The following is a 13321-nucleotide window of genomic DNA, read 5'->3' on the forward strand; positions in this document are numbered from 1 at the left end:
CTCCCCATTCCCCATTCCCCATTCCCCATTCCGCGCGGCACCGGCCAATCCCCAATCCCGAATCCCCGCCACTCAAAGCTCTTTCCTTTCATGGCCTTATTGCCAGAAGTTCATCTGTTCTCTGTTACCCTCGGCCGATGATTCGACGCACTCTGACCTGCCTGCTCACCCTCGGCCTTGTCGCCTGCGCGACCCAGCCCAGCCCTCCGACCCCGCCGCCGGCCGCCAGCGCGCCCCCGGCCAAGCCACCGAGCACCCCGGTCGCGCCCGTCAGTGCGGCTGCCGAAGCGCCCGCGCTGCCGCCGGTGGACCTGACCCCGGTGCCGTTCGAGATCGCCCGTGCCAACTTCGTGCGCGACACCGCTGCCAAGTACGGCATCGACGCCGCACAGATCGAAGCGGTGCTGGCGCAGGCGCAGTTCAAGGACGCCATCGTCACCGCGATGTCGCGCCCGGCCGAGCGGGTCAAGCCGTGGAACGAATACCGCCCGATGTTCATCACCCAGGCGCGCATCGATGGCGGCCGCAAGTTCCTGGCCGAACATCGTGCAGAGCTGAGCAAGGTCGAAGCAGCCACCGGCGTGCCGGCGCAGGTGATCGTGGCCATCATCGGGGTGGAAACCAGTTACGGCAGCAATGCCGGCAAGTACCGCGTGCTGGACGCGCTGTACACGCTGGCCTTCCGCTACCCGCGCAGCGGCGACCCGGCCAAGCTCGAACGCGAAGTGCGTCGCGAGCTGTTCTTCCGCGATGAACTCGGCCAGCTGTTCGCGCTCGGCAAGGAAGAGCAGCTCGATGTCACCACGCTGATCGGCAGCTATGCCGGCGCGATGGGCATGGGCCAGTTCATGCCGTCCAGCTACCGCCAGTTCGCCGTCGATGGTGATGCCGACGGCAAGCGCAACCTGTTCACCGACCACAACGACGTGTTCGCCTCGGTGGCCAACTACTTCGTCAAGAAGGGCGGCTGGGTGCGCGGTGGTCAGGTCGCGGTGCCGGCCACGCTGGCCGCCGGCCACGAGGAATTCAATCCCACCGACTGGTCGCCGGTGCACACGCTGGCCGATCTGTCCGCGCGCGGCTACCACCCCAATGCGCCGGTGGTGGCCGGCACTACCGCCACGCCGATCACTCTGGACGATGCCAACGGCAAGCAGTACTGGCTGGGCTTCCAGAATTTCTACGCGATCACCCGTTACAACATTTCCAAGATGTACGCGATGGCCGTGTTCCAGCTGTCCGAGGCCATCGCCGGCAAGGAGTTACCCCCGGCATGAACAGCACGACAGGCCCCAAGTGGCTGATCCCGATGGCGCTGATGCTCGGCCTGGCGGCCTGTAGCAGTGCACCGAAGAAGAGCGCCGGCACCGGCGGAAGCGGCGCCATCAAGGGCGTCAAGGTCGACGGCAAGGGGCCGGCGTATGTCGCCACCGGTTGCCCCTCGACCTCGCCGTACGCGGCCGCCAAGGAAGACCCGTCCACGCGCGGCGACTACACCGCCGGCGGCCTGTACAAGCCCGGCGTCAAGGACACCACGCCGGACCATGTGCCCAACGTGGCCTGCATCCCCGAACCGCTGGTCACCAACGAGCCACGTTCGGCGGTGGGCAACCGCTCGCCGTATGAGGTGCTGGGCAAGCGCTACGTGGTGATGGACAACCCCGGTGACTATGTCGAACGCGGGACCGCCTCGTATTACGGCAGCAAGTTCCACGGCCGGCTGACTTCCAACAAGGAGGTCTACGACATGTACGCCTTCACCGCCGCGCACAAGACCTTGCCGCTGCCCAGCTTTGCGTTGGTGACCAATACCGACACCGGCGATTCGGTGGTGGTGCGCGTCAACGACCGCGGCCCCTTCCACGACGGGCGCGTGATCGATCTGAGCTACGCCGCCGCGGTCAAGCTGGGCATCACCGGCAAGGGCACCGGCAACGTCGAGGTGCGTGGCCTGACCGAAGCCGACAACGGCAATCTGCTGGCCAAGCGCCGCAGCGGCAGCGCACCGGTCAGCACCGCGGTGGCCGCCGCACGGCCGGCCGCCAGCGCCAGCCAGATCGATGGCCTGGTGCAGCGTCTGCCTACCCGCACAGTGCCGTCCGCCGCTCCGCGCGCAGGGGCCGCCAGCGCCGCCGCTCCGGTCGCCGCCGCAGTGGCAAGCAGTGCCGGGACTGCTGCGGTTCCCGCGGGCGAGCGTTGGCGCTACCGCGTGGCCGACTCGCGCCAGCCCGGCAATGCCGACAATTTCGATGCCTGGATGAAGGCGCAGGGCGTGCGCGTGGCCACCGGCAAGCCGGCTGCCGCCGCGCCGCGGCCTGCCTCGTCTGCCCCGGTCGCGGTCGCGCCAGCCGCCCCGGTCGCGGTGGCGGCGATCAAGCCCGCCGACAGCGCGCCGGCACGTCCGCTCAGGAGCGAACCGGTACCGGTCAAGGCGCCGAGCGTGGCCGAGGCGGCACTGGGCGACATCCTGTTGCAGGTGGCCAGTTTCGCCAGCCGCGAAAACGCCAACCGCGCGCTGTCGCAGCTCGCCTCGGCCGGCATTGCCGGCGCCAGCGTCAGCGACATCGTCAGCGGCGGCCGTACCTTGTGGCGGCTGCGCGTCAACGCGCGCGACCACGCCAATGCCTCGGAAATCGCGCAGCGTATCGCCGGCCTGGGCTTCGGGCGTCCGCAGATCGTTGCCAACTAGACCGGGTCTGTCTGCCTGCCAAGGCGTCGGCGGGTAAGCCGGCGCCTGATATCGACAGGTATCGTCGGGCAGCCGCGATCACGACGCACCCCGTGCGAGTTGCTCGATTGCGCATTCCGTCAGCTAGGTTCAGCACGTCGCCTGCCGTCATCGCTGAACTGCGCAGGCGCGCGCGGCCTCTGGCGCGTCGCCCTGATCGCCGCGGCACCTTACAATTTCGCATTACCCAGCCTTCGGGCCCGTCAGGAGTCGTTCTTCAATGAAATTCCGCTTCGCCGCCGCTGCGGTGGCCACGTTCGCCTTTGGCCTGGTCTGCGCCCAGACGCCTGCGCCGCAGCCGACGCCTGCCGTTGCCGCTGCGCCGGCCGCCGTCCCGGTTCCGCCCGCACCCGCCCCGGCCGTGTCCAAGTCGTGGATCCTGATGGATTACGCCACCGGGCAGGTGCTGGCCGGTGAAAATATCCACCAGCAACTGGCGCCGGCCAGCATCACCAAGGTGATGACGTCCTACGTGGTCGCTGCCGAAATCAAGAACGGCAAGGTCAAGCGCGACGACCAGGTCATGATGAGCGAGCGCGCCTGGCGCGAGGGCGGCGCCGGCACCGACGGCAGCTACAGCGGTTTCCCGGTCAACCAGACCGCGCGTCTGGAAGACATGGAAAAGGGCATGGCGATCCAGTCCGGCAACGATGCCGCGATCGCATTGGCCGAGCATGTGGCCGGCAGCGAAGAGGCCTTCGCCTCGCTGATGAACAGCTACGCCGCCAAGATCGGCATGAAGGACTCCTACTTCGTCAACGCGCACGGCCTCAGCGCCGAAGGCCACCATTCCACCGCCTACGACCTGGCCATGCTGGGCCGCGCGATGGTGCGCGACTACCCGGAGACCTACGCCTACAACAAGATCAAGGAATTCCAGGTCGGCAGCATCAAGCAGAACAACCGCAACCTGCTGTTGTGGCGCGACCCGGCGGTGGACGGCATCAAGACCGGACACACCTCCGAGGCCGGCTACTGCCTGCTGAGTTCGGCCAAGCGCGGCGACCAGCGCCTGGTGGCGGTGGTGATGGGCGATTCGTCCGAGCGCCAGCGTGCCGACGACAGCCTGGCCCTGCTCAACTGGGGCTTCCGCTTCTTCGAAACCCACAGCCTGTACGCGCCCGGCAAGGTCGTGACCAAGCAGAAGGTCTGGAAGGGCGAGCAGGACGAAGTGCAGCTCGGCGTGGCCCAGCCGCTGCTGGTCAGCCTGCAACGCGGCCGCTACAACGACCTCAAGCCCAGCATGGAAGTGGCCAAGAACCTGCAGGCCCCGATCAAGCAGGGCCAGCAGATCGGCACCGTCAAGGTCAGCCTGGACGGCAAGATCATCGCCCAGGCCCCGCTGGTCGCCATCAATGCCGTGGAAGAAGGCGGATTCTTCAAGCGCCTCTGGGATGCGTTCTGGATGTGGTGGGAATCGGAATGATCCAAAGAAAAAGCCGGCGAAAGCCGGCTTTTTTCTTTGCGGAGATTGGGGATTGGGCATTCGGGATTGGCAGGAGCGAGAGCAGAGGCAAAGCACCAGCAGCCCGCTCTTGCGACTCCCCAATCCCGACTCCCCAATCCCAGCCCTCAAAGCATCCGACTGATCGTGAAACTGCCATACACCGGCGTTTCGCGCTGGGTGTCGAATTCGCGGGTGCGGTGGTAGCGGGCGATGGCGAACTTCCAGCGGCCGTACATCACCGCCAGGCCGTAGCCGACATCGCCCACGAACGCGCGCTTGTCCACGCTGTGGCTGTTGCGGAAGGTGTTGCCGTCCAGGGTGATGTCGCGCAATACCCAGCGCGCATCGGTGGTCACGAACAGATGGCCCGACCAGCCGCTGGCGCGCCCGAGCCGGCTGGGGGCGGTGTTCTCGCCGGCCGGGCGGGTCGGGGTGCTGCCGAAATCGTCCGGCAGTTTCCAGCCGAAGCGCGCCTCGCCACCGGCATTCAGATGCGTGGCCATGTTGCCGACCGAGCCGCCCCAATGCGAAATGAAATCCCAGCCGAAGCCGTCCGCATTGACCGCCGCATCGCCCGGCCAACGGCGCATGCGCTCGTGGACCAGGTTGATCAGCGGCTCGTTGTGCAGCTGGTTGTCCCAGCCCTGAAACTTCTCGTCGCCCAGGATGTCGTGGATGGCGTCCTGCGCTTCCTGCGCAAATGCCCATGGGCCGACCACGCCGATCTGCAGCTGGGTGGTGCGCAGCTGCGCATCGTTGCGCGCATTGTAGCCGAAGCTCGCCAGCAGGATGCCCGCATACGGGCGATCGTCGGGGATCACATCGCGGCGGGTGGGATCGGTGGGGGTGAAAATCGCCTGCCCGATCGAGAACACCATGTTCTGCTGCTCGAACTCGCCTGGATGCAGGCGCTCCAGGTAGCCGTTGACCCAGCGCGCGGTGCGCGGCAGGCAGGGGTCGTCGGTGTAGTCGACCAGGTTGGGCGAGACCAGCGTCAGTACCGCACCATTGGAGTAGCCCTGATCCTGGTCCTCCCCACCGAACAGGTCATTATCGACCCGGAAGTTCACCGCCGGCGGGGTCCGGCTCATCCTGCTGGAGTCGCACTGGTCGGCGGCCAGGGCCGGCATCGACAGCCCGGAAAGAGAAAGCAGCAGGGCAGCGGTCAACGCGCGCGGTCGAAGCATGGAGGGCCTGGGAAGGTAGGAAGGACGATGTGGGGCAAAGGTGCCTGCGGCCACGGCTGCGCCGCGTGAATGTGCAGGAGGGATCATGCCCGAGCCGCCTGGATGCAGCGGCGGGGTCTGGAACACCAGTCCGTTCCATTTGCGGTATGACGGCCATGAAAAGCTCGCGCGAATAGCATATGATCCGCCCCCGGGGAAACCAGCCCCAAGGAACGGCGGCCTTTTCAGGCCGTTTCATCACAACGGATCGCGTTTGCCGACGGCAGCGCAGGTGTCAGGGGAACAATATGAGCAAGACGATTTCTGTGAGCGCAGCGCTGTTGTCCGGCGTGGTTGGCATTGCACTGGCCAGCGTCAGCGCGCCGGCCCTGGCCGGACTGAAGGATGCCTTCAAGGGCTCCGCACAGGATCAGCGCAAGGATGCCGTCGCGCAGATCCCGGTGTGTGCCAAGCCGCTGGGCAGCCTGTCGGTGATCGAGCCGGAGGACGCAGTCAACTGGTGGTCCGGTCAGCAATTGCCGGCGCCATCCAAGTTGATCAAGGTCTTCGTCAACCGTTCCCGCTGCTTCACCCTGGTGGACCGTGGCGCGGGCATGGCGGCATCGCAGCGCGAGCGCGATATGGCGGCAAACGGCGATCTGCGCGCACGTTCCAACGTGGGCAAGGGCCAGATCCGCGCAGCCGATTATGTGATGACGCCGGACCTCATTTCGCAGAACCACAATGCCGGCGGCAGTGCCATTGCCGGCATGCTGGGCGGCCTGGTGGGTGGCAATGCCGGCAACCTGGTCGGTGGCCTGAACCTCAACAAGAAGACCGCTGACGTGGTGCTGACCATCACCGATGTGCGCTCCTCCGAACAGGTCGCCATGGCCGAAGGCAACGCCAAGAAGACCGACCTGGGCTGGGGCGCGCGTGGCAACGTCTTCACCGGCGGCGACTACGGCGCGGCCGGTGCCGGCGGTTATGCCAACACCGAGATCGGCCAGGTGATCACCCTGGCCTATCTGCAGGCTTACACCGACGTCGTCACCCAGCTCGGCGGTCTGTCCGGCAACGCGGCTGCATCCAATGTGCAGCAGGCTGTGACCGTGACCCGTGCGGGGCGTCTGTTGGGCAATGCCAAGGGCACTGGCGCAGCCGTGCGCACGCTGGAGCCGGGCATGATGCTGTACCCGACCGGCACCAAGGAAGGCGTCATGTGGGAAGTCGAAGACGAAATGGGCAATCGCGGCTGGGTCTCGTCGGCCATGCTGGAACTGTCCAAATAAGCAATTAGCGCCATCCATGCCGGGCGTGACGCGTCTGGCGTGAAACAACGGGGCCCCGGTGGCCCCGTTGTTCTTTCCCACGTACTGCGGGCTTGGGTTTGTCCGCCATCGTCCCGATAATGGGCGGATGGAAATCAGCACCGACAACCCCGATCACGGCTTCCAGTTTCCCGGCACCTTCGAGCTCAGCGCCATGGGCGCGGCCGAGCGCGGGCTGGAAAGCGAACTTCCGCGCCTGCTCGCCGCCACCGGCGTGGAGCTGCTGGAGGAAAGCATCAGCTGGAAGCATTCGTCCAGCGGCAAGTATGTCTCGGTCAAGATCGGCTTCCGCGCCGAAAGCCGCGCGCAGTTCGACGCTGCGCACCAGGCGCTGCGCGACCATCCGGAAGTGAAGTGGACGCTGTAGCGGTGCAGACGCTGGCGGGCCCGGTCCCCGCCCTGCCGGCGCAGTGGCGCGATCTCGGTCGACAGGAGTACGCGCCGGTGTGGCGCGCGATGCAGCGGTTCACCGATGCGCGTGATGACGCCACGGCCGACGAGGTGTGGGTGGTCGAACATGCGCCGGTGTTTACGCTGGGCCAGGCGGGCAAGCCCGAGCACGTGCTGGCGCCGGGCGAGATTCCGGTGCTGCAGGTCGATCGTGGTGGCCAGGTGACATACCACGGCCCGGGCCAGCTGGTGGTCTATCCGCTGCTGGATCTGCGCCGGCTCAAGATCGGCGTACGCGATTACGTGTGCAAGATCGAGCAGGCGCTGATCGACACGCTGGAGGAGTGGAACATCGTCGCCGAGCGCCGCGACGGCGCGCCGGGCGTGTACGTGGGCGGGGCCAAGATCGCCGCGCTCGGCATCCGGGTGCGGCGCGGCTGCACCTTCCACGGCCTGTCGTTCAACGTGGCGATGGACCTGGAGCCGTTCCACCGCATCAATCCCTGCGGCTACCAGGGCCTGCAGGTGACCTCGGTGCTAGACTTGGGCGGCCCCTCCGGGATGGACGCCGTCAAGGCGGTGCTGCTCGATCAGCTGGCGCGCCAGTTCGGTCTCGTCCTGCAGCCCGCGTCCGCGTTGCCCGACCTTTCGCTTCCGGCCTGAGCGCCCGTTATTGCCATGACCCAGCCTATCGCCCGTTCCATCCCCTTGCAGGTCGTCTCCGGCGACTCCGCCGCACCTGCGCCGTTGCAGACCGGCGTCAAGCAGATCGGTGGCGACAAGATCAATCGCTCGCCGGTGCAGTTCGTCGATGCGCCGGTGCTGCGCAAGCCGTCGTGGATCCGCGTGAGGATTCCGTCCGGCAATGCAGTGCAGAACCTCAAGGCCAAGCTGCGCGAAAACCGCCTGGTCACGGTCTGCGAGGAAGCCAGCTGCCCGAACATCCACGAGTGCTTCAGCCACGGCACCGCGACCTTCATGATCCTGGGCGAGGTATGCACGCGGCGCTGCTCGTTCTGCGATGTGGCGCACGGTCGGCCCAAGCCGCCGGATGCGAACGAGCCGGCCAGCCTGGCCACCACCGTGGCCGACATGGGCCTGAAGTACGTGGTGGTGACCAGCGTGGACCGCGACGATCTGCGCGACGGCGGTGCCCAGCATTTCGTCGACTGCATTGCGGCCATCCGGGTCAGTTCACCCAAGACCCGCATCGAGATCCTGACCCCGGACTTCCGCGGCAAGGGCCGCATGGACCGCGCGCTGGAGATCCTGGCGCTCAGCCCGCCGGACGTGTTCAACCACAACATCGAAACCGTGCCGGACCTGTATCCGAACGTGCGCCCCGGTGCCGACTACCAGTGGTCGCTGACCCTGCTGCAGCGCTTCAAGGCGCAGCATCCGTCCATCGCCACCAAGTCCGGCATCATGCTCGGCCTGGGCGAGACGATGGAACAGGTGCAGGCCACCTTGCGCGACCTGCGCGCGCACGATGTGGACATGATCACCATCGGCCAGTACCTGCAGCCGACGCCGCACCACCATCCGGTGATGCGCTACTGGACGCCGGAGGAATACAAGGCGCTGGAGGAGTACGGCAATGCGCTGGGCTTCAGCCACGTCGCCTCCGGACCGATGGTGCGCTCGTCGTACCACGCCGACCGGCAGGCGGCCGGCGCCGGCGTGGCTGCCTAAGGCAGGCGATCGCCCCCGTGCTCAGGCGGCTGCGGTCGCCCGCCCGGGCGGATGCACCGTCTGGCACCGCAGCTGCGTGCTGGCCGGGCGCATCCCACGTGGCAACTGCGTGCGAGCGGTTGTAACGATTTCGATGCCGAGCGACCCACGAGACCCCGCCTCTTGCGGGGTCTTGTCGTATCCGGTCTTCGCATTCTGGCCTGCAGGGTACGGTCGCGTTCACAATCCGCTACAGGCCCGGCGCTAGGCTGATTCAGCCAGCGGATGACAACGCCAGCAACTTTCGGCACTGTCATGCTGTCCGATCCGTTCACCGCCTTTCTTTCGTCGGCCCTGTGCCGAGAGCCATTCGATGACCTACAACGTTTCTGCGTCCATGAAGGCCGGCCTGCTGGCGCTGGTGTTGACCACCCCGATGGCATTGCTCGCACGCGCCGATACGGCGTTGCCGGCCGCAGCCACGCCCGACCAGGCCACTGCGACCAAGCTGGTCTATGGCCTGCTCTCCGATAGCCGTTACGCCTACCGTCCGCGCACGCTGGACGAGGCGATGACCAAGGACGTGTTCAAGCGCTATCTGGAAACCCTGGACGGCAGCAAACAGTTCTTCACCCAGACCGACATCACCGGCTTCGCGCCGCTGGAAGCGGGCGTAGGCGATGCGCTGCGCGGCGGCAAGCTGGACCCGGCGTTCCAGGTGTTTTCGGTCTACAAGAAGCGTGTCGATCAGCGCGTCAAGTACGCGCGCGACCTGCTCAAGCAGGACTTCGATTTCACCGGCAGCGACAAGTTCGAGTACGACCGCAAGGACGTGCCGTGGGCCGCCGACGACAAGCAGCTGGACGTGCTGTGGCGCCAGTCGGTGATGAACGACTGGCTGCGCCTGAAGCTGGCCGGCAAGAAGCCTGAGGACATCCGCAAGACGCTGGACAAGCGCTATGCCGCGCTGGCCGATTCGGTCAACGAGTTGAAGGCCGAGGACGTGTTCCAGTTCTTCCTCAACGCCTACACCAATGCGGTCGATCCACACACCGATTACTTCACCCCGCGCACGGCCGAAAACTTCAATCAGCAGATGTCGCTGTCGCTGGAAGGCATCGGTGCGCAGCTGCAGAAGCAGGACGACATGGTGGTGATCCGCGAGGTGATCCCGGGTGGTCCGGCGGCGGTGGATGGCACGCTCAAGCCGGGCGATCGCATCGTCGGCGTGGGCCAGGCCAAGAACGGTGCGATCGAGGATGTGATCGGCTGGCGCATCGACGATGTGGTGGCCAAGATCCGCGGCAGCAAGGACACCCAGGTGCGCCTGGAATACATCCCGGCCGAGTCGGGCATCGACGGCAAGCACCGCACGGTGACGCTGACCCGGCAGAAGGTGCGCCTGGCCGAACAGGCCGCCAAGGGCGAAACCATCACCCTGCCGGCCAAGGGCAGCGAACCGGAGCGTCGCATCGGCATCATCAAGTTGCCGGGCTTTTATCAGGATTTCGAGGGCCGCCGGCGCAACGCGACCGACTATGCCTCGGCAACGCGCGACGTCGCCAAGCTGCTGGCCGGCTTCAAGGCCGACAAGGTCGACGGCGTGGTGCTGGACCTGCGCAACAACGGCGGCGGTTCGCTGGACGAAGCGATCGAGCTCACCGGCCTGTTCATCGAGCAGGGTCCGGTGGTGCAGGTGCGCGAATCCGGCGGCCGCGTCACCGTCAATGGCGACAGCAATCCCAAGGTCGCCTGGGATGGTCCGCTGGGCGTGTTGATCAATCGCGGCTCGGCGTCGGCGTCGGAGATCTTTGCCGGCGCCATCCAGGATTATGGTCGCGGTCTGGTGATCGGTGAAACCAGCTTCGGCAAGGGCACGGTGCAGAACATCGTCGACCTGGACCGCTGGCCGGCTGCGGAAGGCCAGCGCTATGGGCAGGTCAAGCTGACGATCGCGCAGTTCTTCCGCGTCAGCGGCTCCAGTACCCAGCACAAGGGCGTGGTGCCGGACATCGCATTCCCGGCCAGCGTGGATGCCACCGAGTTCGGCGAGAGCACCTACGACAATGCGCTGCCGTGGACGCGCATTGCCGCCGCGCCGCATACCCAGTACGGCAACTTCGCGCCGCTGCTGCCCAAGTTGCAGGTCCTGCACACCGCGCGTATCGCCACCGACAAGGAGTTCCAGTGGTGGGAAGAGGACGTCAAGCAGTTCCGCGATGAGAAGGCCAAGAAGTACATCTCGCTGAACGAGGCCGAGCGCGTTGCCGAGCGTCAGAAGCAGGATCAGCAGCGCAAGGACCGCCAGCAGTTGCGCAAGCAGCTGGGCCTGCCGCTGGATCCGCTTGCCGAAGACAGCGACGACGGCCTGACCGGCAACGAGCGCGATATCGTCAAGGACACCGCACGCGAAAAGGCCGCGGAAAAGCGCCCGGACCCGTTGCTGCACGAATCGGCCGCCATCCTGGCCGATGCGCTGGGCCTGCTGTCGCAGGACCAGCCGCTGTCGGCGCAGGTGCTGCCGCAGTCGACCGCACCGGGACGCTGGGCCGACTGATCTGCCGAGCACCCGGCGACTCCATCGGGTTGAAGGAATAAAAAACGCCACCGCACTGCGGTGGCGTTTTTGTTGGCCGACCCTGCATATCGGTCTTGCCGGCGCGAGCGGGTGTGACTGCGGATCGACCAGCCGGCTGCCGTGCCGGTATGCCTTGCAGTGTTCAGTGCGTCCGATGCGACCTTACGCCATTGCCTGCCAGATGCCTTGCAGGCCCAGCACCAGCAGCGTGGTGAAAAAGAAGCGCCGGAACGTATCGGCGGAAATGCGATGGCGTACCCAGGCCCCCAGCCACATGCCGATGGCGGTGGGCAGCAGCGCCCACAGTGACGGAGCGATCGCCGCGCCCGGTAGCGCGCCGTGCCAGGCCAGGGCGATGGCCAGCGCCAGCGTCGCAACGCCGAAACACCAGCCCAGAGACCGGATCAACGACTCGCGCGGGAGCCGCAATGCGGTGAGGTAAGGCAGTGATGGCAGCACGAACACGCCGGTGGCGCCACTCAACAGGCCGGTGACCAGCCCGGCCACTGGCCCGGCCCAGGGTTCGTGACGCGCCTGCAGCGTCCACTGGCGGCGGGCCAGCCCAAGCAGGGCATACAGCGCCAGCAGCACGCCCAACCCGGCGCGGACCAAAGTGGGATCGGCGCCTGTCATCACTCCTGCGCTCAGCCAGGTGCCGAGCGTCACGGTTGCCAGCAATGGCCACAGGCGTCGCAACAGGGCGAGCGTGTCTGGTCCCCAGGCTTGCTGCACATTCGTCACCAGCGAAGGCAGCGCCAGTAACGTCGCTGCCTCGGCAGGTGTCAGCCATAGACCCAGCAGCCCCATGGCCACGGTCGGCAAGCCCATCCCGGCCACGCCCTTGACCCAGCCAGCCAGCAAGAAAATACCTGCGATCAGATACCAATGGGTGTGCAAGGTCTCCATGCAGGCAAGAATCCGGGCTTGTTCCGCTGCGGACAATGCGGGATTGTTTGATGCAGGCTTCGGTACAACCGAAGGCTGAGGCACGGGGCGCGGGGCGTGTGAGGATTCATGGCCAGCTAGGTGGCTGTTGGCTGGCCTGCCTTGGCGGCGGCCGGTGCACATCGATTGACGTACACGTGCCTGTGGAGCGCTCATGCATCTGGAATTTGTCGATCTACGCTTGTTCATCGCGGTGGTCGAGGCAGGCAGCATCACTGCTGGCGCGCAACGGGCGGCGTTGTCGTTGGCGGCTGCCAGCGCGCGGATTCGTGCGCTGGAGCTGCAAGTGGGCGCCGTCCTGCTGGAACGCGGGCGCCGCGGTGTCAGCCTGACCCCGGCTGGCGGTGTGTTGCTGCGGCACGCACGGCAGTTGCAGCGGCAGACCGAGGCGTTGCAGCTGGAGCTGGGCGGCTACGGTGGCGGCGGGCAGGTGACGCTGCGGCTGGCGGCCAATACCGCGGCGTTGTCGGCATGGCTGCCCGAACGGCTGGCGGATTTTCTCATCGCACACCCGCAGCTGGATCTGGCGTTGACCGAGCAGGGCAGCGACGAAGCCGCCGATGCGGTGCGCGAGGAGCGCGCCGACATCGCCGTGGTCGCAGGCCATGCCGATGTCAGTGGCCTGCAGGTGCTGCCGTTCCGTGAGGATCGGCTGGTGCTGGTGATGGCTGCCACGCATCCACTGGCTGGCGCCTCGACGCTGCGATTGAACGAACTCGCCGGAATGGACACGCTGGGCCTGGCCGGCGACAGCGCCTTGCAACGGCACCTGCGCGTACACGTGAACCGCGCCGGCGTGCAGTTGCGCACCCGTGCAAAGGTGCAAGGCATCGACGCGTTGTACCGCATGCTCGCACAAGGCATGGGCGTGGCGATTCTTCCGCACGCCGCAGTGCAACGCTCATGCGTGCGCGATCGGCTGGTGACGGTGCCCCTGGATGAAGCCTGGGCACCTCGGCAACTGTCGATCGTGCTGCGTCACGGGCCCGCGCCATCGACCATGCTGCAAGCGCTGGTCGATTGGCTGCAACGCGATTGACCTGCGTGCCGTCAGACGGGCCGGCA

At 66.6% G+C, this 13321-nt stretch carries 11 protein-coding genes; 9 read left to right on the forward strand and 2 right to left on the reverse strand.

The genetic code is table 11. From position 1 onward, the window contains the following. Positions 1-137 precede the first annotated feature (137 nt). The 3 genes from mltB to EO141_RS02525 all read left to right on the forward strand — a co-directional run bounded on the left by mltB (position 138) and on the right by EO141_RS02525 (position 4154). On the forward strand, positions 138-1277 hold the full coding sequence (mltB, locus tag EO141_RS02515) for a lytic murein transglycosylase B (RefSeq protein ID WP_119129567.1): 1140 nt from the start codon (positions 138-140) through the stop codon (positions 1275-1277). Beyond that, positions 1274-2689, forward strand: a complete 1416-nt coding sequence (locus EO141_RS02520) for a septal ring lytic transglycosylase RlpA family protein (protein WP_127168460.1) — start codon at positions 1274-1276, stop codon at positions 2687-2689. Before mltB ends, EO141_RS02520 begins: the two co-directional genes overlap by 4 nt. 259 nt (positions 2690-2948) lie before the next feature. Further along, positions 2949-4154, forward strand: a complete 1206-nt coding sequence (locus tag EO141_RS02525; RefSeq protein ID WP_104583775.1) for a D-alanyl-D-alanine carboxypeptidase family protein — start codon at positions 2949-2951, stop codon at positions 4152-4154. A 146-nt stretch (positions 4155-4300) separates the two neighbouring features. Here the strand turns inward: EO141_RS02525 and EO141_RS02530 are convergent, their stop codons facing one another. Continuing rightward, complete coding sequence (locus EO141_RS02530; RefSeq protein WP_104583776.1) at positions 4301-5362, reverse strand: lipid A deacylase LpxR family protein; 1062 nt, start codon at positions 5360-5362, stop codon at positions 4301-4303. Positions 5363-5649: 287 nt separating this feature from the next. Here EO141_RS02530 and EO141_RS02535 point away from each other — a divergent pair, with 287 nt between their 5' ends. The 5 genes from EO141_RS02535 (at position 5650) to EO141_RS02555 (ending at position 11290) form a co-directional block, all read left to right on the forward strand. After that, entirely contained in the window at positions 5650-6633 is a 984-nt protein-coding gene (locus EO141_RS02535) for a CsgG/HfaB family protein (RefSeq protein WP_104583777.1), read from the forward strand. Positions 6634-6760: 127 nt separating this feature from the next. Then, positions 6761-7039, forward strand: coding sequence for a YbeD family protein (locus EO141_RS02540; protein WP_104583778.1), 279 nt, complete (start codon positions 6761-6763; stop codon positions 7037-7039). Next, positions 7027-7725 (forward strand): lipoyl(octanoyl) transferase LipB, encoded by a 699-nt coding sequence (lipB, locus tag EO141_RS02545; protein ID WP_126944581.1) that lies wholly within the window; start codon positions 7027-7029, stop codon positions 7723-7725. Before EO141_RS02540 ends, lipB begins: the two co-directional genes overlap by 13 nt. Positions 7726-7740: 15 nt before the next feature. After that, positions 7741-8754 (forward strand): lipoyl synthase, encoded by a 1014-nt coding sequence (gene lipA / locus EO141_RS02550; RefSeq protein WP_104583780.1) that lies wholly within the window; start codon positions 7741-7743, stop codon positions 8752-8754. A 376-nt stretch (positions 8755-9130) separates the two neighbouring features. Continuing rightward, positions 9131-11290: a carboxy terminal-processing peptidase gene (locus tag EO141_RS02555; protein ID WP_181116419.1), complete on the forward strand. Its 2160-nt coding sequence runs from the start codon at positions 9131-9133 to the stop codon at positions 11288-11290. A gap of 183 nt (positions 11291-11473) precedes the next feature. Here the strand turns inward: EO141_RS02555 and EO141_RS02560 are convergent, their stop codons facing one another. Then, positions 11474-12217 (reverse strand): sulfite exporter TauE/SafE family protein, encoded by a 744-nt coding sequence (locus EO141_RS02560; RefSeq protein ID WP_127168461.1) that lies wholly within the window; start codon positions 12215-12217, stop codon positions 11474-11476. Between the two features lie 193 nt (positions 12218-12410). Here EO141_RS02560 and EO141_RS02565 point away from each other — a divergent pair, with 193 nt between their 5' ends. Then, positions 12411-13295 carry a LysR substrate-binding domain-containing protein gene (locus tag EO141_RS02565; RefSeq protein WP_127168462.1) on the forward strand — a complete coding sequence of 295 codons (885 nt, stop codon included), beginning with the start codon at positions 12411-12413 and terminating at the stop codon, positions 13293-13295. Positions 13296-13321: the final 26 nt, after the last annotated feature.

Origin of the sequence: Xanthomonas sp. BRIP62415, from assembly GCF_003993515.1 — a bacterium.
GTDB lineage: Bacteria > Pseudomonadota > Gammaproteobacteria > Xanthomonadales > Xanthomonadaceae > Xanthomonas > Xanthomonas euroxanthea.